This window comes from Streptomyces canus (assembly GCF_041435015.1).
In the GTDB taxonomy this organism is placed as follows: domain Bacteria; phylum Actinomycetota; class Actinomycetes; order Streptomycetales; family Streptomycetaceae; genus Streptomyces; species Streptomyces canus_G.
Window position 1 is genome coordinate 4,617,641 of the sequence record NZ_CP107989.1, and the last position, 19,931, is coordinate 4,637,571.

The window sequence follows — 19,931 nt, forward strand, 5'->3', positions numbered from 1 at the left end:
GGGGAAGGTAGACGCGTAACTAGCCGGGCGTCAAGTAAGTTTTATGGAAAGCCGAGGAGCACGAGGATGGGCGGCACCATGGACGTCACGAAGCAGCAGCGCCGCGGCAACACGCGCCAGCGCATCCAGGACGTGGCCCTCGGACTCTTCGCGGAGCAGGGCTACGAGAAGACGTCCCTGCGGGAGATCGCCGAGCACCTGGATGTCACCAAGGCGGCGCTCTACTACCACTTCAAGACCAAGGAAGAGATCCTCGTCAGCATCTTCGACGATCTGACGCAGCCGATCCTCGACCTGATCGAGTGGGGCAGAAGACAGCCGCACACGCTGGAGACCAAGCAGGAGATCGTACGGCGCTACAGCGAGATCCTGTCCGGCGCGGCACCGCTGTTCCGCTTCATGCAGGAGAACCAGGCGGCGGTCCGCGAACTGCGCGTCGGCGAGACCTTCAAGGAACGCATGCAGGGGCTGCGCGAGATCATCATCGATCCGGAAGCGGACCTGACCGACCAGGTCCGCTGCGTCAGCGCGATCTTCACGATGCACGCCGGGATGTTCTTCCTCCAGGACATCACCGCCGACCCGGAGGCCAAGCGCAAGGCGGTCCTGGAGGTGGCGACGGACCTGGTCACCCAGGCCCACCGGGGCAGTGCGAACGCGTAGGCGGTCAGCCGCTCAGACCTTGACGCCCTTGGCCCGCAGGAAGGCGACCGGGTCTATCGCAGAGCCGTAGTTGGCGGTCGTGCGGATCTCGAAGTGCAGGTGCGGGCCGCTGGAATTGCCGGTGTTGCCGGAGAGGGCGATGCGCTGGCCGGTCTTGACGACCTGGCCGACCTTGACCTTGATCCGGGAGAGGTGGGCGTACTGCGAGTACTTCCCCTTGCCGTGCTTGATCACTATGGCGTTGCCGTAGGCGGAACCGTCACCGGCACCCCTCGGGCCCGCCTTGACGACGGTCCCGCCGTGCGCGGCGACGACGGTCGTACCGCTCGGCACGGCGAAGTCCTGCCCGCTGTGGGTGGAGTGCCACATGCTCCCGGCCTGCGCGTAGCTCGCGCTGAGCGTGTACTTCTTCACCGGGTCGACCCAGGAGGCCGAGGAGGACGCGGCCGAGGCGACTCCGGCCCCCAGCGCGACCGTCGTCCCGACGGACGCGGCCACGACGGCAACACGGGTGCGGAGCATGGACGTACGGGAAGAGCGGTTGAAGACGCGCTGGAACATCAGAACCTCATGAAAGCCGGGGGACAGGAAAACCATCCGGCGCACAGCGGCGACCGGATGGGACAACCCTTGGTACCCCCGGGGGTCAAAAACCCCCAAACAGCACATCTACGACGGACTGTAGTAACAGGTCTCGTCGGGCCGGGCGAGAAGTCCTTTTCCTCCCCGGATCCCTCCACTATTCCGCCTAGTAACGGACAAATCGCCTGTGCGGCAAGTCACCGGCGACCCAAAGGCAAAAGCCGTGCCATGTGATGCACGCCTCTAGCTTCCTACCAACCAGTAACCCTACGGTTCCCCTCGCGCCACCCTCACCAACAAACATGCACGCGACAACTGCAGCGTTTCCGGACGTGAGAGGACCCCCACCACCGTGACAAGCCGACGCCCCTGGGCGCACCGCATAGCCGTGAGCACCGTCTCCGCAGCCGCACTCGTCGCCCTGGCCGCCCCCGCCGAGGCCGCGACGACGACCACCAGCGCTTCCCCGACCGCGTCGGCCGCCGCCGAAGACGTCGACTACGCCACCTGGCAGACCGACTGCCAGGCCGTGATGGGCCAGGCCCTCCCCTACCTGAAGACACGTATCGCCGCCACCAAGCCGGGCGAGAAGCAGGCGATCGTCTTCGACATCGACAACACCACCCTGGAGACGGACTTCGGCTTCAGCTACCCCGCGCCGGCCAACAAGCCCGTCCTGGACGTCGCGAAGTACGCCCAGGAGCACGGCGTATCCCTGTTCTTCGTGACGGCCCGCCCCGACATCATCGCCTCGGTGACCAACTACAACCTCAAGCACGTCGGTTACCAGGTCAGCGGCCTCTACGTCCGCAACTTCATCGACCTCTTCAAGGACGTCGCCGCCTACAAGACCGCCCAGCGCGTCGACATCGAGAACAAGGGCTACACGATCATCGCGAACATCGGCAACAGCGCCACCGACCTGTCGGGCGGCCACGCCGAGAAGACCTACAAACTCCCGGACTACGACGGCCAGTTGTCCTGACCTCCGGCTGGGCTCCATCCGTCGCGGCCCCTACGGGGGTGGCGGATGGAGCCGGCGGTACTCGGCAGCAAACCGGCGTCCGGTCTGGTCGGCCGGCTGGTGAGGAAGCCCTTCCGGCCGGACGGTCCCGGCGCCGACGTGGTGGACGAATCCGTCCGGCTTTCCACCCTCGCCTCCTCGCGGGGCGAGCAGCGCACGCACGGCGAGCAGAAGGTCCGCTCCTGGCCCGCAGCGGGGTCCGCGCGGCCATGGAGTCCCCGGGAGAGCCGCCCTTCCCGGCGTACGGCCTCGACCGGCTCGCCCCGCTGGAACGGCTCTCCCTGGGCAGGCTGAGCACGGACCCCGGACGGTCCCGGCGCCGACGTGGTGGACGCATCCGTCCGGCTTTCCGCCCTCGCCTCCTCGCGGGGCGAGCAGCGCACGCACGGCGAGCAGGAGGTCCGCTCCTGGCCCGCAGCGGGGTCCGCGCGACCATGGAGTCCCCGGGAGAGCCGCCCTTCCCGGCGTACGGCCTCGACCGGCTCGCCCCGCTGGAACGGCTCTCCCTGGGCAGGCTGAGCACGGACCCCGGACGGTCCCGGCGCCGACGTGGTGGACGAATCCGTCCGGCTTTCCACCCTCGCCTCCTCGCGGGGCGAGCAGCGCACGCACGGCGAGCAGGAGGTCCGCTCCTGGCCCGCAGCGGGGTCCGCGCGGCCATGGAGTCCCCGGGAGAGCCGCCCTTCCCGGCGTACGGCCTCGACCGGCTCGCCCCGCTGGAACGGCTCTCCCTGGGCAGGCTGAGCACGGACCACACGGGTCTGCGAAGGCGCCCTTGCGGGGCGCAGGGCTCATCGCCCCGGCACCGAGGACTTCTCCGCGTCGACGCGCCGGCTGTCGGCACTGCGCCCGGTGACGCTGCTGGGCGTGCGGGGGTTCTCCGTCTCGCTCGCCCCCTTGGCCGAGCACTTCCCGGAGTCGAGGTCGCCCTGGTCGAGCACAGAGAAAGGGGCCGGTGCTTCGAAAAGCACCGGCCCCTTTTGGCGTCGCCCTGAGGCTTACGCCTCCTTGCTCAGGTTCGGACCGGCACCGCCGGCCGCCTGCTCGATCGGCGGGACGTCGGGCAGCGCCGCCTTCTCCTCACCGCGGAAGGTGAAGGTCTGGGTCTCGCCCTCGCCCTCCGTGTCGACGACCACGATGTGACCGGGACGCAGCTCGCCGAAGAGGATCTTCTCCGAGAGCGTGTCCTCGATCTCGCGCTGGATCGTGCGACGCAGCGGTCGCGCACCCAGCACCTGGTCGTACCCCTTCGTGGACAGCAGCTCCTTGGCGGACTGGGAGAGCTCGATGCCCATGTCCCGGTCCTTGAGGCGCTCGTCCACCTTGCCGATCATCAGGTCGACGATCTGGAGGATGTCGGCCTGGGTCAGCTGCGGGAAGACGACCACGTCGTCGACGCGGTTGAGGAACTCGGGCCGGAAGTGCTGCTTGAGCTCGTCCGAGACCTTGTTCTTCATGCGCTCGTAGTTGGTCTTCTTGTCGCCCGAGGCCGCGAAGCCCAGGTTGAAGCCCTTGGAGATGTCCCGGGTGCCGAGGTTGGTCGTCATGATGATGACCGTGTTCTTGAAGTCCACGACCCGGCCCTGGGAGTCGGTCAGGCGACCGTCCTCCAGGATCTGCAGCAGCGAGTTGAAGATGTCCGGGTGGGCCTTCTCGACCTCGTCGAAGAGGACCACCGAGAACGGCTTGCGCCGCACCTTCTCCGTCAGCTGGCCACCCTCTTCGTAGCCCACGTAGCCGGGGGGCGAACCGAAGAGCCGCGAGACCGTGTGCTTCTCGCTGAACTCCGACATGTCGAGGGAGATCAGCGCGTCCTCGTCACCGAAGAGGAACTCGGCGAGCGCCTTGGACAGCTCGGTCTTACCGACACCGGACGGGCCGGCGAAGATGAACGAACCACCGGGACGCTTCGGGTCCTTCAGACCGGCACGCGTACGACGGATCGCCTTCGACAGCGCCTTGACGGCGTCGACCTGGCCGATGACCCGCTTGTGGAGCTCGTCCTCCATGCGCAGCAGACGCGAGGACTCCTCCTCGGTCAGCTTGAAGACCGGGATGCCGGTGGCGGTCGCGAGGACCTCGGCGATCAGCTCGCCGTCGACCTCGGCGACGACGTCCATGTCGCCGGCCTTCCACTCCTTCTCCCGCTTGGCCTTGGCGGCCAGGAGCTGCTTCTCCTTGTCGCGGAGGGAGGCGGCCTTCTCGAAGTCCTGCGAGTCGATCGCGGACTCCTTGTCGCGGCGCACGCCGGCGATCTTCTCGTCGAACTCGCGCAGGTCCGGCGGCGCGGTCATCCGGCGGATGCGCATCCGGGAACCGGCCTCGTCGATCAGGTCGATCGCCTTGTCCGGCAGGAAGCGGTCCGAGATGTACCGGTCGGCCAGGGTGGCGGCCTGGACCAGCGCCTCGTCGGTGATGGAGACGCGGTGGTGCGCCTCGTACCGGTCACGCAGACCCTTGAGGATCTCGATCGTGTGCGGCAGGGACGGCTCCGCGACCTGGATGGGCTGGAAGCGGCGCTCGAGGGCCGCGTCCTTCTCCAGGTGCTTGCGGTACTCGTCCAGGGTGGTCGCACCGATGGTCTGGAGCTCACCGCGGGCCAGCATCGGCTTCAGGATCGAAGCGGCGTCGATGGCGCCCTCGGCGGCACCCGCACCGACCAGCGTGTGCAGCTCGTCGATGAACAGGATGATGTCGCCGCGGGTACGGATCTCCTTGAGCACCTTCTTCAGGCGCTCCTCGAAGTCACCGCGGTAGCGGGAGCCGGCGACCAGCGCGCCGAGGTCAAGCGTGTAGAGGTGCTTGTCCTTCAGCGTCTCGGGCACCTCGCCCTTGACGATGGCCTGGGCGAGGCCCTCGACGACGGCGGTCTTGCCGACGCCGGGCTCACCGATCAGGACCGGGTTGTTCTTGGTACGGCGGGACAGCACCTGCATGACCCGCTCGATCTCCTTCTCGCGCCCGATGACCGGGTCGAGCTTGGACTCACGAGCGGCCTGGGTGAGGTTCCGGCCGAACTGGTCGAGGACCAGGGACGTCGAGGGGGTGCCCTCGGCAGGCCCGCCGGCGGTGGCGGTCTCCTTGCCCTGGTAACCGGAGAGCAGCTGGATGACCTGCTGCCGCACCCGGTTGAGATCAGCGCCCAGCTTGACCAGGACCTGGGCGGCGACGCCCTCGCCCTCACGGATCAGGCCGAGCAGGATGTGCTCCGTGCCGATGTAGTTGTGGCCCAGCTGAAGGGCCTCGCGGAGCGACAGCTCCAGGACCTTCTTGGCACGGGGGGTGAAGGGGATGTGCCCGGACGGGGCCTGCTGCCCCTGCCCGATGATCTCCTCCACCTGCTGGCGGACCGCCTCGAGCGAAATCCCGAGGCTCTCAAGGGCCTTGGCGGCGACACCCTCACCCTCGTGGATCAGGCCCAGGAGGATGTGCTCGGTGCCGATGTAGTTGTGGTTGAGCATCCGGGCTTCTTCCTGAGCCAGGACGACAACCCGCCGCGCGCGGTCGGTGAACCTCTCGAACATCGTTAATCGCTCCTCAGAGCGGTCAGGCAGTGGGGGGAACTTCCCCTCCCTGTCCTTCCGCAGCTTAGTCCCGCAAGCGGGGACCGCTCATTCCAACTGCCGACACCGTCCTTGGCCTCCTGACCCCGAACGCCGACATCTGCTCCAACCCGATGGTGCGAGACGATGTTCCCGCAGGCCAGGCAGTTACCCCAGTCGCCAGTACGCCGATGGCGAACGTGAGACGGCCTTTCCTGCGTGTCGCCCCCTCCCACTAGGGATGTCTTACCCGCGCGGACCGACACTCCATGCCGCACGCCCCCTGTCCCTCCGCTATGGGCGAACAACCTTGCACCACCCCGCACGCCCGCACGCCCCCTCTTCGGCCACTCTTCGCGCACGCCGGTACACCCAACGTAACTCTTGCGGTCTTTCGGCGGTTGCACTTGGCATGTCCGGCATCCTCCCCTCTCTCACGACGGATCTCACCGCGGTCCCGCTCCCCCGTCGGCCGCTCGACCTGGCCGCCTTCGGCGACGATCCGGTCCGCCGCTGGTACGAGAACGAACTGGGCTGGCCCGCGGTGCCCGCGAGCACCGCGGAATCTCCCCTACGACTGCGTCTGGGGCTGCGCTTCGACATCCTGGACGTTCCGGCCGAGGCCGGCCGCGTGGCCCTGCGCCATCTCACCGGGACCTCTCCGGTGGCGATGCGGGGTGACCGCATGGAAATCCTGGTGGCCGCGGGCAGCACGGAGGAGCTGCCCGGCCTGCTGGACTGGCTGGAGTGGGGCGCCCTGGCGCTCGACCTGCGGGCGATCGGCACGGGCGGCGTGATGCGGGCACCGCGTCCGCCGGAGCCCGCGGTGAGCGGGCTCGGGGAGGTGCCGTCGGGGCGGCCTGCGGGGCCCGGCGAAGACGAATCCCTCGCCCTGCCGGCACGTCCGGAAGCGGGTGCCCTGCAGGGGGCCGCCATATGGCTGCGGCCCCCCGAGCCTGGGTGCGAGGTCGAGGCCTCGCTGCCGACGTTGTCGGCGCTGGGGGGCGATGGGGACGCCCCCGATCTCGTACGCGTCGTGAACACGGTGGCGACGCACTGCCACCGGTTGCGGCTGCGGCTTCGGCGCACTCGGCCATAAGCTTTCGCAGGCCCCGGCCGCCGTAGACCTTTCGATCAGGCGTTGGCCTTCTCGTAAGCCTCGCGAATGCTCGCCGGAACTCGGCCGCGGTCATTGACCTCGTAACCGTTCTCCTTCGCCCAGGCACGGATCTGAGCGGTGTCCTGACTGCCACCGGAAGTGGCCCGCGCCTTTCCGCGCCCGCCCGCGGCTCGGCCTCCGGTACGGCGACCGCCCTTCACGTAAGGGTCGAGAAGGCCACGGAGCTTGTCCGCATTGGCGGTCGTGAGATCGATCTCGTACGTCTTGCCGTCCAACGCGAACGTGACGGTCTCATCCGCCTCGCCGCCGTCGATGTCATCGACAAGAAGGACCTGAACCTTCTGTGCCACCGGATTTCCTTTCATCCAATACTTGAGGGCCGGGGGTCTGCGGCGTCCGCCGTTTCGCCGTCCCCTGTTATATGCAGTACTGCAGTACGTCGGAAAGCAAACCGCTTTTGCTGGGAAAACACAAACCCTTGGGAGAGACCGACAGGGCTCTCCTCGTCCGGAAACGTGCGCGTTTCGGACATAGGGAACCTGGGCAGGGCGGAGCGCCAGAATCCTGGCGATCACAGATGCAGAAGCATCCGGCTGTTGCCCAAGGTGTTCGGTTTCACTCGTTCGAGACCGAGGAACTCCGCCACGCCTTCGTCATAGGAACGCAGTAGCTCCGCGTAGACATCGGTGTCAACGGGTGTCTCACCGATCTCGACGAAGCCGTGCTTGCCGAAGAAGTCCACTTCGAAGGTGAGACAGAAAACGCGACGGACACCGAGCCAGCGGGCCGTCTGCAACAACTTCTCCAGCAACTGATGGCCGACCCCGGCACCCTTCAGTCCGGGCTTCACGGCGAGAGTGCGCACTTCCGCGAGGTCTTCCCACATCACATGCAGGGCGCCGAAGCCGACCAGCTCGGCGTTGTCGTCGCGCTCGGCGACCCAGAACTCCTGGATGTCCTCGTAAAGCGTCACGGTCGCTTTGTCGAGCAGGATGCGGTCGTGGACGTAGGAGTCGAGGAGCCGACGGATGCCGGCGACATCGCTGGTACGGGCCCGCCGGACGGTGATGGCTTTTGCGGTGACTTCGGGGTTCTCGGCGGAGGGACTCTTCGCGGACATGAGCGGACGCTATCGCCCACCGCCCCGCGATGCCGAGTCGGGGTTCTCCGCGGGCGGACCCTGGACCATCCGTACGGCGTCCTGGAGTGCCAGTCGCTGTTCCTCGCTCATCATGCCGAAGAAGGCGACGAGAGCGGCGGCGGGGTTGTCACTCTGGGACCAGGCGTCGTTCATCAGTGCGGCGGCGTAGGCGGCCCGTGTGGAGACCGCCTCATATCGATAGGCCCGGCCTTCCGCCTCACGGCGCACCCAGCCCTTCTGATGGAGATTGTCCAAAACGGTCATCACCGTGGTGTAGGCGATGGACCGTTCCTGCTGAAGGTCTTCCAGGACTTCCCGAACGGTGACCGGGCGGTTCCACTTCCACACCCGCGTCATGACCGCGTCTTCGAGTTCTCCCAATGGGCGAGGCACAGCTCAGCACAATAGTGGGAGATCCGGCTATCGGCGTGACGGACGGACCTTTCAACACCAAACAGCAACAAAAAGGGCGTACGACTCGGAAAGCGCGGTGGCTCGGAGAGTCGTACGCCGACGAGGGCGCCGCGGATCGCTCAGGCGTCGCCCGCGGCCCCGGAGGCCTGCTTGGCCCCCTCCGCGCGCGCGAGCGCCGCGTCGACGGCCGCGTCCTCCTTGGCCTTGTTGGCCCCGCCCTGGGTCTTCACGATCACCCGGATCAGGCCGATGAAGAACGCGGCCATGACGACCGGGGGTACGAGCGCGGAGACGTAGTCCATGGGTCCAGAGTAGCCAGGCGCACGGGGACAACTCGGGCGGGGTGGGGTCCGTCGCGTCAGCCCGCGGCCAGGTGCTGTGGCGGGTTCGCCGGGGGCGGGGTCGGTTTGCGGCGGGGGAAGACCTCGCCCGGGGTGGGGATGGGCCGCCGGGAGGGCTGGGGGGCGGGGGCGGGCTTCTCCGCGGGTTTCGCCGGCGGCCGGGCCGGACGCTTCGCCGGCTCCTTGGCGTCCTGGTCCGCCGGGCCGCCCCGGGCGGTCTCGGAAGGCCCCCCGCAAACGCCTCCGGAAAGGCCCCCGGGCAGCGCCAGGAGGCGGGTGCGGGACGCGGGGACCACTGGGGCGACCCGGGCACGCCGGGCGGCCGTGGAGCCCGCCAGACGGGCCCGTACGTCCCGTTCCGCCAGCACCTGGCAGCGGCTCAGCAGTGCCGCCGCGACAGGGTTGCCGCGCAGCGCCCTCAGCGCGGCGAGATCGTCGGGCTCCGGCCGGTACCCGGCACCCAGCGCCTCCTCCAGCAGGGTGAGGTAACCGGCGGCGGTGCCGGGCAGCGCGGCGCGGTACCGGGCGAGGTCGGCCACCAGGAAGGCGCGCAGCCGGGCGCCTTCACGCACCGCCTCGTCGAGTGACTCGGCGAGGCGGTGGCAGTCCTTGATGTCCTCGGCCGAGGCGGGGGCGGGGTGAAGGGCGAGGGCGAGAGCGCGGCGGAGCACACGCAGCTCCTCCACGCCGAACGCCATGCCGCCGCGGGATCCGTATGGCGTGGGCATGCGGCGACAGTACGCGCTAATCAGACAAATTCGTCATAGGGGGCGGGTGTGGCGTGAGCAGGCCACCCGCCCGGACGCGCGGCCGAGTGCCGGGGCGGGGAGGCCGACGGCGACGTCACATCCGCGACACGTTCCGCTCGTACACCAGCCGCAACCCCACCAACGTCAACCATGGCTCGTGCTCGTCGATCACCGACGACTCCCCCAGCACCATCGGCGCCAGTCCACCCGTGGCGATCACCGTCACCTCGTCGGGATCGTCCGCGAGCTCCCGGGCCATCCGGCTCACGACCCCGTCGACCTGCCCGGCGAAGCCGTACACGATGCCGGACTGCATCGCCTCGACCGTGTTCTTGCCGATCACACTCCGAGGCCGGGCCACCTCGATCTTCCGCAGCTGCGCGCCCTTCACGCCGAGCGCCTCCACGGAGATCTCGATACCGGGTGCGATGACCCCGCCGACGTACTCCCCGCGCGCGGACACCGCGTCGAACGTCGTCGCCGTACCGAAGTCCACGACGATCGCCGGTCCGCCGAACAGCTCGACGGCGGCCACCGCGTTGATGATCCGGTCAGCCCCGACCTCCTTGGGGTTGTCGGTGAGGATCGGCACCCCCGTCTTCACCCCGGGCTCGACCAGCACGGCCGGCACGTCGCCGTAGTACCGCCGCGTCACCTCACGCAGCTCGTGCAGCACGGACGGGACGGTCGCGCAGATCGCGATGCCGTCGATCCCGTCACCCAGTTCGTCGCCGAGGAGCGGATGCATGCCCATCAGGCCCTGCAGCAGTACGGCCAGCTCGTCCGCCGTCCGGCGCGCGTCCGTGGAGATCCGCCAGTGCTCGACGATGTCCTCGCCGTCGAACAGCCCGAGGACGGTGTGCGTGTTGCCTACGTCGATGGTGAGGAGCATCGCGACTACTCCGCCTCGCGCAGATCGAGGCCGATGTCGAGGATCGGCGACGAGTGGGTGAGCGCCCCGACGGCGAGGTAGTCGACCCCGGTGTCGGCGTACGCGCGCGCGTTGGCCAGCGTCAGCCGCCCGGAGGCCTCCAGCGCGGCCCGCCCGTGCACGACCGCGACCGCCTCTTCGCACTCCCCGGGCGTGAAGTTGTCCAGCAGGATCAGATCGGCGCCCGCGTCCACGACCTCCCGCAGTTGGTGCAGGGTGTCGACCTCGACCTCGATCGGCACGTCCGGGAAGGCCTCCCGTACGGCCTTGAACGCCGACGCGACGCCACCGGCGGCGACCACGTGGTTGTCCTTCACCAGCGCCGCGTCGGACAGCGACATCCGGTGGTTGACACCGCCCCCGGACCGCACGGCGAACTTCTCCAAGGACCTGAGCCCCGGAGTCGTCTTCCGGGTGTCACGCACGCGTGCCTTGGTGCCCTCCAGTGCGTCCGCCCACGCGCGTGTGGCGGTCGCGATGCCCGAGAGCCGGCACAGCAGGTTGAGCGCGCTGCGCTCGGCGGTGAGGAGGTCACGCGTGCGGGTGGTGACCGACAGGAGCTTCTGCCCGGCCTCCACCCGGTCGCCGTCCTCCACGTGCCGTTCGACCTCGAACTCGTCCTCGCAGACCACCGAGACGACCGCCTCGGCGACCCGCAGGCCGGCCACGACGCCCGCCTCCCGCGCGACGAAGTCGGCGGTGGCGACGGCGTCCTCGGGGATGGTCGCGACGGTCGTCACGTCCACGCCGTGGTCGAGGTCCTCCTGGATGGCGACGTTGGCGATGTCCTCGACCTCCACGGGGTCGAGTCCGGCGTCGGCCAGAAGCTGCGCGAGAGCGGGGTCGAGCCCGCACTCCAGATATTCCTCGTCGGGACCGTCGGAGGCGGCGCCACAGGCGCAGCCGTCGCCGCAGCCGCCGGAGGAGGCGAGGGGAAGGTCGTCGGTGCTCACTACTGTCACTGCTCCTGAAGGGGCTGCCGGGTCGGGGGGAAGTCTGCGGTATCGGTGGTGTGTACGGCGAGGGTCCGGTCGGGATTGAGCCGTACGACGATGTGGCGGCGCCATGCCGTGTCGTCCCGGTCCGGCTCGTCCTCGCGCCAGTGGCAGCCGCGTGTCTCCTCGCGCTGCAGGGCGGCGGCGACCAGGACGCGGGCCACGCACAGGAGGTTGGTGGCCTCCCAGGTGTCGACGCCGGGCTCGGCCGTCTTGCCGTTCTCGGCGAGCGCTTCGCGGGCGTCGGAATGCAGCTGCTGCAGGAGGCCGGCGGCCTTGGACAGGGACTCGCCCGAGCGCAGCACTCCCGCGCCCTGGGTCATGATCCGCTGGATCGCGAACCGCGCCTCGGGCGCGAGCAAGGGGTGCGCGGGCCTCTCGGGCCGCTCGACGGGTGCGGGCACGCGCGCGTGGAGCCCGGCGCGGCTGGCCACGATGTCGACGGCGATGCGCTCGGCGTAGACCAGTCCCTCCAGAAGGGAGTTGGAGGCGAGCCGGTTCGCGCCGTGCACGCCGGTGCAGGCGACCTCGCCGCACGCGTACAGGCCCGGGACGGTCGTACGCCCCTGGGAGTCGGTGCGCACGCCGCCGGAGGCGTAGTGGGCGGCCGGCGCGATCGGGATGGGCTCGGCGACCGGGTCGATGCCGTGGGCGCGGCAGGCGGCGAGAATCGTCGGGAAGCGGTGCTCCCACATGTCGGCGCCGAAGTGCCGGGCGTCGAGGAACATGTGCTCGGCGTCCTGCTCCTGCATGCGCCGCGTGATGCCCTTGGCGACGATGTCGCGGGGCGCGAGTTCGGCGAGTTCGTGCTGGCCGACCATGAAGCGCACACCGTCCGCGTCGACCAGGTGGGCGCCCTCGCCGCGCACGGCCTCGGAGACGAGCGGCTGCTGGCCCTCGGCGTCCGGGCCGAGGAACAGCACGGTGGGGTGGAACTGCACGAATTCCAGGTCGCTGACCTCGGCGCCCGCGCGCAGGGCGAGCGCCACGCCGTCGCCCGTGGACACGGACGGGTTGGTCGTCGCGGAGAACACCTGGCCCATGCCGCCGGTCGCGAGGACGACCGCGGGGGCGTGCACGGCACCCACGCCGTCGTGCTGACCCTCGCCCATGACGTGCAGGGTGACGCCCGCGGTCCGGCCGTGCGCGTCCGTCAGCAGGTCGAGCACGAGCGCGTTCTCGATCGTGCGCAGTCCGCGCGCGCGTACCGCCTCGACGAGCGCCCGGGAGATCTCCGCGCCGGTTGCGTCGCCGCCCGCATGCGCGATCCGGCGGCGGTGGTGGCCGCCCTCCCGGGTGAGCGCCAGGTCGCCCTCTTCGGACTCGTCGAAGTGCGCGCCGGTCGCGATCAGGCGGCGTACGGCGTCGGGTCCCTCGGTGACGAGGATCCGTACGGCCTCCTCGTCGCACAGGCCCGCGCCCGCCACCAGCGTGTCGTCCAGGTGCTGTTCGGGGGTGTCGCCCTCGCCGAGGGCCGCGGCGATGCCGCCCTGCGCCCAGCGGGTGGAGCCGTCGTCGAGGCGGGCCTTGGTGACGACGACGGTCCTGAGGCCCTCGGCCTGGCAGCGCAGAGCCGCGGTCAGGCCGGCGACCCCGGAGCCGACGACCACGACGTCCGCGTCGATGGACCACCCGGGCTCGGGTGCGTGCAGTCGTATGCCTGTGCTGGTCACGAGGCGGCTCCGAGGGTCAGGGGGATGTTGTCGATCAGCCGGGTCGTCCCCACCCGGGCGGCGACGGCGAGGACGGCCTCGCCGGTGAAGTCGTCCTCGATCTCGCTGAAGTCGGACGGGTCGACGAGCGCGAGGTAGTCCAGGGCGAGCGGCGGATCCTGGCGCGCGGCGTCGTCCAGGATCAGGCGGGCCGCCGCGCGGACGGTCGAGGGCGCACCGGGAAGGGCTTTGGCGACGGCGTGCGCGTCGGCGGCCGCGCGGGACTCGCCGAGGGCGCTCAGTGCCTCGGCACGCGCCTGCGTGGCGGGCACTTCGCGGGCCCGCGCGCGCAGCGCCTCCTGTGCCGCGTGCCGGTCGCGGCCCGCGAACAGCGCGCGGGACAGGGCGAGCGCCGTGCGCCGCTCCTGCGGCTTGAGGTAGCGGTTGCGGCTGGACAGGGCCAGGCCGTCCTCCTCGCGCACGGTGGGCACGCCGACGATCTCGACGCCGAAGTTCAGGTCGCGCACCATCCGGCGGATCAGAGCGAGCTGCTGGGCGTCCTTCTGGCCGTAGAGGGCGATGTCGGGGCGGGTGAGGTGCAGCAGCTTGGCGACGACGGTGAGCATGCCGTCGAAGTGGCCGGGACGCGAGGCGCCCTCCAGGCGCTCTCCCATCGGGCCCGCGCTGATGCGCACCTGGGGCTCGCCGCCGGGGTAGACCTCGTCGACGGAGGGCGCGAAGACGGCGTCCGCGCCGGAGTCCTCGGCGATCTTGAGGTCGGCGTCCAGAGTGCGCGGGTAGCGGTCGAGGTCCTCGCCCGCGCCGAACTGGAGGGGGTTCACGAAAACGGTGACGACGACCTCGCCGTCGGGTCCGGCGATCTCGCGCGCAGTGCGGATGAGGGTGGCGTGGCCCTCGTGCAGGGCGCCCATGGTCATCACGACGGCGCGACGGCCCACGCGCGCGCGTGCGTGCAGTTCACCGGCGGTGCGCAGCAGGGTCGTGGTCATCGGGCGTCTCCCTCGGCGCCGTTGGTACCCGTGGCGAGTACCCCGAGGAGGTCCTCGGCGAGCTCCGGCTTCAGCAGTCCGTGGGCGAGCGCCCGGTCGGCGGTCGCGCGGGCCATCGCGAGATAGCCCGCGACGGTCTGCGGGGCGTGCCTGCGCAGCTCCATGACGTGCGCGGCGACCGTGCCGGCGTCCCCGCGCGCGACGGGTCCGGTGAGGGCCGCGTCGCCGGAGCGCAGGGCGTTGTCGAGGGCCGCGCCGAGCAGTGGGCCGAGCATCCGGTCCGGGGCCCCGACACCGGCCGAGCGCAGCAGCTCCATGGCCTGGGCGACCAGCGTGACCAGGTGGTTGGCGCCGAGGGCGAGGGCCGCGTGGTACAGCGGCCGCTTCTCCTCGTCGATCCACTCGGGCTCGCCGCCCATCTCGATGACGAGGGCCTCGGCGGCCAGCCGCAGCTCCTCGGGGGCGGTGACGCCGAAGGAGCAGCCGGCCAGGCGCTGGACGTCCACGGGGGTGCCGGTGAAGGTCATCGCCGGGTGCAGGGCCAGCGGCAGCGCGCCCGCGCGCAGGGCGGGGTCCAGGACCTTCGCGCCGTACCGCCCGGAGGTGTGCACGAGCAGCTGCCCCGGCCGCACGGCACCGGTCTCGGCGAGTCCCTCGACGAGACCGGGCAGGGTGTCGTCGGGGACGGTCAGCAGCACCAGGTCGGCGCGCTGCAGGACGTCCTCGGGGGTGACGACCGGGACGTCCGGGAGCATCAGCGCGGCCCGCCGCCGGGAGGCGTCGGAGACCCCGGAGACGGCCACCGGACGGTGCCCGGCGAGTTGGAGGGACGCGGCGAGCGTCGGCCCCACCCGGCCGGCGCCGACGACGCCGACGGTGAGCCGCGCGGGGCGGTCCTTGTTGTCTGGCTGTTGGGCTGTACTCACGCGACGGCGGCCTTCCCGTTCCAGTCCGCATCTGGGTACCGGACGATTTCTCGTCATGTTAACGCGATCGGTTCGAGGGGCGTCCGGTTGTCCACAGGCTGTGGGTTTCCGTGTGGGTCGTCGAGTGCGGAAATCCGGGTGCCCGCGCCGGGGGCGCACGAGATGATCCGGGCATGAGTGACACAGCGGAGCAGAGCGCGGGGCAGGCGGCGGACGAGGCAGGGCCGGAGCGGCTCACGGAGGCGGAGCGGCTTCTGCGCCGCCGCGCACGGCGCATCAGCGCGTATCAGAGAGCGAAGCGCACCCTGGCGCGCCCGGGGTTGCTCGCACCCCTCCGCGAACGCCTGTCGCTGCTCGACGGGGCGGACACGCTCTACGACCTGGACGAACCGTCCGACCTCTACGGGAACGGCATCGTCGAGGCCCTGGAGGAGAAGGTCGCAGGACTCCTCGGCAAGGAGGCCGCCGCCTTCTTCCCGACCGGCACGATGGCCCAGCAGGTCGCGCTGCGCTGCTGGGCGGGCCGCACCGGCAATCCCACCGTCGCCCTGCACGCCCTGGCCCATCCCGAGGTCCATGAGCGCGACGCCTTCCGGGAGGTCTCCGGTCTGCGCCCGGTCCATGTGACGAGCGAGCCGCGGCAGCCCACGGCCGACGAGATACGCGGCTTCGAGGAGCCCTTCGGGGCGCTGATGCTGGAACTGCCCCTCCGGGACGCCGGTTTCGTGCTGCCCACCTGGGAGGAGCTCACCGAGGTCGTGGAGGCGGCTCGCGAGCGCGACGCCGTAGTGCACTTCGACGGGGCACGCCTGTGGGAGACCACCGTCCACTTCGGTCGCCCCCTGGCCGAGATCGCGGACCTCGCGGACAGCGTGTACGTGTCGTTCTACAAGTCCCTCCAAGCCTTCGGCGGGGCCGCACTCGCCGGCCCGAAGACCCTGATCGACGAGGCGAAGACCTGGCGGCACCGGTACGGCGGCGCGGTCTTCCAGCAGTTCCCTACCGTCCTGTCGGCCCTGGCCGGACTGGAGCGGGAACTGCCCAGGCTGCCCGACTACGTCACCCACGCGCGCGTGGTGGCCGCCGCGCTGCGCGAGGGGCTCGCGGAGGCCGGAGTGCCGTGGGCGCGGGTCCATCCCGACGTGCCGCACACCTTCGACTTCCAGGTCTGGCTGCCGTACGGCGTCGACGAGCTCTCCGAGGCGGCGATCCGGCAGTCGGAGGAGACGGGGACGGCCCTGTTCATCCATCCCTGGGACGAGAAGGGCCCCGGCCTGTCCATGACCGAGGTCTACGTCCGTGGCGCGGCCCTGGAGTGGACGGCGGCGGACGTGAGGACGGCGGCCGCGGACTTCGTCGCCCGGCTGAGGGAGGTCAGCGGCCAGCGGGTCGGCGGCTGAGGCCGGGCCGCCGGTGCAGCCACCGGCGCAGCGCGTGCCGTATCCGCCCCCGGGCCGGCCGCCCCGCCAGGACCGCCAGGAACCGCCGGTGTTCGCGCAGTTCGTGCGCGACCCGCACGTCCTGGGTGCCGGGCGCCGGCGCGACGGGGCTGCCGAGGTGCCGGGCACGGTGGATGTCGAGGAGGTGCTGCTGGGTGACGCTCATGACCCCAGGCTGCGCCGCAAGCGACAGCCACGTCGCGTCGATTGACGGCCGCCGTCAATCGAGGAGGGCGCTGTCAGTGGCGGGATGCACCATGAGGTCATGAGCGTGCGCATCGACATCACGGGACTGCGGCCGGAGAGGATCGCCGTCGTGCCCTCGCCGCTGGCCGAGCTCGGCATGGCCCTGCACGCGCTGGCCGAGCCGGGGCACCATCCGGGGCTGCAGGCCTGGGTGACCGGCGTGACCGCCCGGCTCGACCCGCATCTGGCCGACCGGATGTGCGAGGCGGACTTCCTGTGGCGGACGACGTTCTCGGACCTGTTCATGCCCTTCGCCGGCATCGCGGGCCGGACCACGCTCCCCGGCGCCTGCATCGCCGAGGATCTGGACCTGCTCGACAAACTGACGGACGAGCAGTTCGTGGACGCGGCCCTGGAGTTCACCTGCGCGCTGACGTATTCCTCGCAGGGCCCGAGTGTGCTCTCCGACCGCGCCTTGCACCGGCGTGCCCTGGAGCTGGCCGCGTCGCGCGGACCGCAACAGGTGCGCTTCGCCGAGCGGCTGCTGGCCGACCCGCCGCGGATCCGGGCCTGGTTCCGGCAGTTCGTGGAGGACTGCGACGAGGCGTTCTTCGCGGACACCTGGGCGCGCCTGCGCCATCAGCTCGCGGCGGACGCCCGTCACAAGACGGACCTGCTGCGCCACAAGGGCCTCGCCGAGGCGCTCACCGCGGTGTCGGCGGCGGTCACGCTCGACGAGGCGGAGGGCCGCATCACGGTCGACAAGCTGGGCATCGGACACAGCACGACCGCGGAGGGCGGTCTGCTGCTGATCCCCACGAGCCTGGGCTGGCCGCACCTGAGCGTCCTGCACCGGTACGGCTGGCAGCCCGCCCTGCACTACCCCGTCGGCTCCCCCGAGCTCGCCTCTCCGCCCTCGGTCGAGCAGCTGACCCTGCGGCTGACCGCGCTCTCCCACCCCGTCCGGATGCGACTGTGCCGCCATCTGGCCCGCAGCGCCTACACCACGAGCGAGCTCGCCCAGGTGCACGGCATGACCGCCCCGGAGATATCGCGGCACCTGAGCGTCCTGAAGAAGGCGGGCCTGATCACCACCCGCCGCCGCGGCCGGTACGTCCTGCACCAGCTGGACGTCACCGTGGTGGCGCGGCTCGGCAGCGACTTCCTGGAAGGGATCTTGAGGTAGCGCCCGACCGGGCCGTGGCTCAGCCGTGCCCGCCCGCGCGCACCAGCCCCGTCTCGTAGGCGAGGACCACCACCTGCACCCGGTCCCTGAGGCCCAGCTTGGTCAGGATGCGGCCGACGTGGGTCTTCACCGTCGCCTCGGACAGCACCAGCCGGGCCGCGATCTCGCCGTTGGAGAGCCCCTGCGCGACCAGCACCATGACCTCGCGCTCGCGGCCGGTGAGCCGCTCCAGCTCCTTGTGCTGGGGCTCCTTGCCGGTGGCGGGCAGCATGGGCGCGAACCGGTCGAGCAGGCGCCGGGTCGTCGAGGGGGCGACCACGGCGTCGCCGCTGTGCACGGAGCGGATCGCGGTGAGCAGTTCGCCGGGCGGCACGTCCTTGAGCATGAAGCCGGAGGCTCCCGCCTTCAGCCCGGAGAAGGCGTACTCGTCCAGGTCGAAGGTGGTCAGGATCAGCACCTTCGGCGGTTCGGGCTCCGAGCAGATGCGGCGGGTGGCCTCCACACCGTCGAGCTTCGGCATGCGGACGTCCATCAGGACGACGTCCACCGCGGTCGAGCGCAGCACCTGGAGTGCCTCCACGCCGTCCCCCGCCTCCGCGACGACCTCCATGTCCGGCTGGGCTGCGAGCACCATCCGGAACCCGGTGCGCAGCAGCACCTGGTCATCGACGAGCATCACGCGGATCGTCATCGGGCCTCTTCCGTTTCCTCGGGGTCGTACGGCAGGTCGCCAGGGGGCGTGACAGGTGTCAACAGGGGGCGTGCGTCGGCGTCAATGCGCTGGTTTGAGCGGCAGCAGCGCACTGATGCGGAATCCTCCGCCGGGGCGGGGGCCCGCGTCCAGGGTGCCGCCGACCATGCCGACACGCTCGCGCATGCCGATCAGTCCGTGGCCCGCGCCGTCGGCGCCGCCCTCCTCGTACAGCTCGTGCGGAGCGCCCTTGCCGTCGTCCTCGACGAGCAGGCCGAGGCCGTCGTCGAAGTAGACCAGGCGCACGCTCGCGCCCGCGTTCGGGCCGCCGTGCTTGCGCGTGTTGGTGAGCGCCTCCTGCACGATGCGGTACGCCGTGAGCTCGACGCCGCTGGGCAGCGGGCGCGGGGTGCCCTCGATCTTGAAGTCGACGGGGAGGCCGGAGCCGCGGCACTGCTCGACGAGGTCCTCGATCTGCTCGACGTCGGGCTGCGGGACGTACTCACCGCCCTCCTGGTGCTCTCCGGTGCGCAGCACGCCCAGCAGGCGCCGCATCTCGGCGAGGGCCTGGCGGCCGGTGGAGGAGATGGTCTCCAGTGCCTTCTTGGCCTGGTCGGGCGCGGCGTCGAGGACATAGGCGGCGCCGTCGGCCTGGACGACCATGACGGACACGTTGTGGGCGACGACATCGTGCAGTTCGCGGGCGATCCGGGCGCGCTCGGCGGCGACGGCGACCTTCGCCTGCGCCTCGCGCTCCTTCTCCAGGCGCGCGTTGCGCTCCTCCAGCTGCGCGAAGTAGGCGCGCCGGGTCCGGATCGAGTCGCCGAGCACCCAGGCCAGGGCGAACGGCACGGCCTGGAAGATCATGATGGCGACATTGCCGAGCGCACCTGAGTGCTCGTTCGGCCAGCGCAGCTGCGCGACGGGAGCCGCGCACAGGCCGATCGTCAGCGCCAGCCGGGAGGCCCAGCGGGCACCCGTGGCGGCCACCGTGTAGACGATCACCAGGAAGGCGAAGTCGGCGCTCGTGGTCTCCACGTCCAGCACGAGCTGCGCTACGCCGAGCCCGATGGCCAGCAGCAGCATGCGCTCCGGCATCCGCCTGCGCAGCGCTACCACCAGGCACAACAGCAGGACGATCGGAACGATCGCCAAGGGGGACTCGGTCCCCTGGGACTCCCCACGGGCGATTTCGCTCGCGAGCGAGATCCCGAACAGGAAGACCGCCCAGAAGACGTCGACCCCTGTCGGGTGCCTGCGGAGGAAGTCATAGAGGCGCTGCACGTAACCCAGCGTAGGGAAGCGTGATGTGTGCATGGGTCAACCGGAGGACCGATCC

Annotated in this window: 22 protein-coding genes; 6 read left to right on the forward strand and 16 right to left on the reverse strand. The window is 70.6% G+C overall.

The window, feature by feature from the left end:
- The first annotated feature begins 66 nt into the window (after positions 1–66).
- Complete coding sequence (locus OG841_RS20835) at positions 67–663, forward strand: TetR/AcrR family transcriptional regulator (protein ID WP_328640130.1); 597 nt, start codon at positions 67–69, stop codon at positions 661–663.
- Between the two features lie 12 nt (positions 664–675).
- On the opposite strand, the gene OG841_RS20840 is transcribed toward OG841_RS20835, so the two are convergent.
- A complete protein-coding gene (locus tag OG841_RS20840; protein ID WP_328640129.1) occupies positions 676–1,224 on the reverse strand; it encodes a M23 family metallopeptidase in 549 nt (182 codons plus the stop codon).
- Between the two features lie 373 nt (positions 1,225–1,597).
- On the opposite strand from OG841_RS20840, the gene OG841_RS20845 reads away from it, so the two are divergent.
- A complete protein-coding gene (locus OG841_RS20845; protein ID WP_328640128.1) occupies positions 1,598–2,230 on the forward strand; it encodes an HAD family acid phosphatase in 633 nt (210 codons plus the stop codon).
- Positions 2,231–2,275: 45 nt separating this feature from the next.
- Entirely contained in the window at positions 2,276–2,563 is a 288-nt protein-coding gene (locus tag OG841_RS20850) for a hypothetical protein (RefSeq protein ID WP_371566472.1), read from the forward strand.
- A gap of 497 nt (positions 2,564–3,060) precedes the next feature.
- On the opposite strand, the gene OG841_RS20855 is transcribed toward OG841_RS20850, so the two are convergent.
- Both OG841_RS20855 and OG841_RS20860 read right to left on the reverse strand, forming a co-directional pair.
- Positions 3,061–3,210 (reverse strand): hypothetical protein, encoded by a 150-nt coding sequence (locus tag OG841_RS20855; RefSeq protein WP_328640126.1) that lies wholly within the window; start codon positions 3,208–3,210, stop codon positions 3,061–3,063.
- A gap of 57 nt (positions 3,211–3,267) precedes the next feature.
- Positions 3,268–5,793, reverse strand: a complete 2,526-nt coding sequence (locus OG841_RS20860; protein WP_057612449.1) for an ATP-dependent Clp protease ATP-binding subunit — start codon at positions 5,791–5,793, stop codon at positions 3,268–3,270.
- Between the two features lie 430 nt (positions 5,794–6,223).
- On the opposite strand from OG841_RS20860, the gene OG841_RS20865 reads away from it, so the two are divergent.
- A complete protein-coding gene (locus OG841_RS20865) occupies positions 6,224–6,910 on the forward strand; it encodes an SCO3374 family protein (RefSeq protein ID WP_371566474.1) in 687 nt (228 codons plus the stop codon).
- A gap of 35 nt (positions 6,911–6,945) precedes the next feature.
- Here OG841_RS20865 and OG841_RS20870 read toward each other — a convergent pair whose 3' ends face one another.
- The 10 genes from OG841_RS20870 to OG841_RS20915 form a co-directional block, all read right to left on the reverse strand.
- On the reverse strand, positions 6,946–7,281 hold the full coding sequence (locus tag OG841_RS20870) for a histone-like nucleoid-structuring protein Lsr2 (RefSeq protein WP_280863311.1): 336 nt from the start codon (positions 7,279–7,281) through the stop codon (positions 6,946–6,948).
- Positions 7,282–7,502: 221 nt separating this feature from the next.
- A complete protein-coding gene (locus OG841_RS20875; RefSeq protein ID WP_057612446.1) occupies positions 7,503–8,051 on the reverse strand; it encodes an amino-acid N-acetyltransferase in 549 nt (182 codons plus the stop codon).
- Between the two features lie 9 nt (positions 8,052–8,060).
- The gene (locus tag OG841_RS20880; protein WP_328640124.1) at positions 8,061–8,453 is read right to left on the reverse strand and encodes a BlaI/MecI/CopY family transcriptional regulator; all 393 of its coding nucleotides are present in this window, start codon (positions 8,451–8,453) and stop codon (positions 8,061–8,063) included.
- A gap of 152 nt (positions 8,454–8,605) precedes the next feature.
- Positions 8,606–8,788 (reverse strand): hypothetical protein, encoded by a 183-nt coding sequence (locus tag OG841_RS20885; RefSeq protein ID WP_371566476.1) that lies wholly within the window; start codon positions 8,786–8,788, stop codon positions 8,606–8,608.
- A 56-nt stretch (positions 8,789–8,844) separates the two neighbouring features.
- On the reverse strand, positions 8,845–9,525 hold the full coding sequence (locus OG841_RS20890; RefSeq protein ID WP_328643615.1) for a hypothetical protein: 681 nt from the start codon (positions 9,523–9,525) through the stop codon (positions 8,845–8,847).
- A gap of 145 nt (positions 9,526–9,670) precedes the next feature.
- A complete protein-coding gene (locus OG841_RS20895) occupies positions 9,671–10,468 on the reverse strand; it encodes a type III pantothenate kinase (RefSeq protein WP_307077806.1) in 798 nt (265 codons plus the stop codon).
- A gap of 5 nt (positions 10,469–10,473) precedes the next feature.
- Positions 10,474–11,460 (reverse strand): carboxylating nicotinate-nucleotide diphosphorylase, encoded by a 987-nt coding sequence (gene nadC, locus OG841_RS20900; protein ID WP_371566479.1) that lies wholly within the window; start codon positions 11,458–11,460, stop codon positions 10,474–10,476.
- A gap of 5 nt (positions 11,461–11,465) precedes the next feature.
- Positions 11,466–13,175: an L-aspartate oxidase gene (locus OG841_RS20905; RefSeq protein WP_328640121.1), complete on the reverse strand. Its 1,710-nt coding sequence runs from the start codon at positions 13,173–13,175 to the stop codon at positions 11,466–11,468.
- Complete coding sequence (panC, locus tag OG841_RS20910) at positions 13,172–14,164, reverse strand: pantoate--beta-alanine ligase (RefSeq protein ID WP_371566480.1); 993 nt, start codon at positions 14,162–14,164, stop codon at positions 13,172–13,174. Before panC ends, OG841_RS20905 begins: the two co-directional genes overlap by 4 nt.
- On the reverse strand, positions 14,161–15,090 hold the full coding sequence (locus OG841_RS20915; protein ID WP_328640119.1) for a Rossmann-like and DUF2520 domain-containing protein: 930 nt from the start codon (positions 15,088–15,090) through the stop codon (positions 14,161–14,163). The genes panC and OG841_RS20915 overlap by 4 nt, the downstream gene beginning before the upstream one ends.
- 173 nt (positions 15,091–15,263) lie before the next feature.
- Between OG841_RS20915 and OG841_RS20920 the strand changes: the two genes are divergently transcribed.
- Entirely contained in the window at positions 15,264–16,490 is a 1,227-nt protein-coding gene (locus tag OG841_RS20920; protein WP_328640118.1) for a threonine aldolase family protein, read from the forward strand.
- Here OG841_RS20920 and OG841_RS20925 read toward each other — a convergent pair.
- The gene (locus tag OG841_RS20925) at positions 16,465–16,695 is read right to left on the reverse strand and encodes a hypothetical protein (RefSeq protein WP_371566481.1); all 231 of its coding nucleotides are present in this window, start codon (positions 16,693–16,695) and stop codon (positions 16,465–16,467) included. The two genes, OG841_RS20920 and OG841_RS20925, sit on opposite strands and share 26 nt — an antisense overlap.
- 99 nt (positions 16,696–16,794) lie before the next feature.
- Here OG841_RS20925 and OG841_RS20930 point away from each other — a divergent pair, with 99 nt between their 5' ends.
- Positions 16,795–17,901 (forward strand): DUF5937 family protein, encoded by a 1,107-nt coding sequence (locus tag OG841_RS20930; RefSeq protein WP_328640116.1) that lies wholly within the window; start codon positions 16,795–16,797, stop codon positions 17,899–17,901.
- A 19-nt stretch (positions 17,902–17,920) separates the two neighbouring features.
- On the opposite strand, the gene OG841_RS20935 is transcribed toward OG841_RS20930, so the two are convergent.
- Both OG841_RS20935 and OG841_RS20940 read right to left on the reverse strand, forming a co-directional pair.
- Positions 17,921–18,592, reverse strand: coding sequence for a response regulator transcription factor (locus OG841_RS20935; protein WP_057612434.1), 672 nt, complete (start codon positions 18,590–18,592; stop codon positions 17,921–17,923).
- 81 nt (positions 18,593–18,673) lie between these two features.
- Positions 18,674–19,876 carry a sensor histidine kinase gene (locus OG841_RS20940; RefSeq protein WP_365123193.1) on the reverse strand — a complete coding sequence of 401 codons (1,203 nt, stop codon included), beginning with the start codon at positions 19,874–19,876 and terminating at the stop codon, positions 18,674–18,676.
- Positions 19,877–19,931 lie beyond the last annotated feature (55 nt).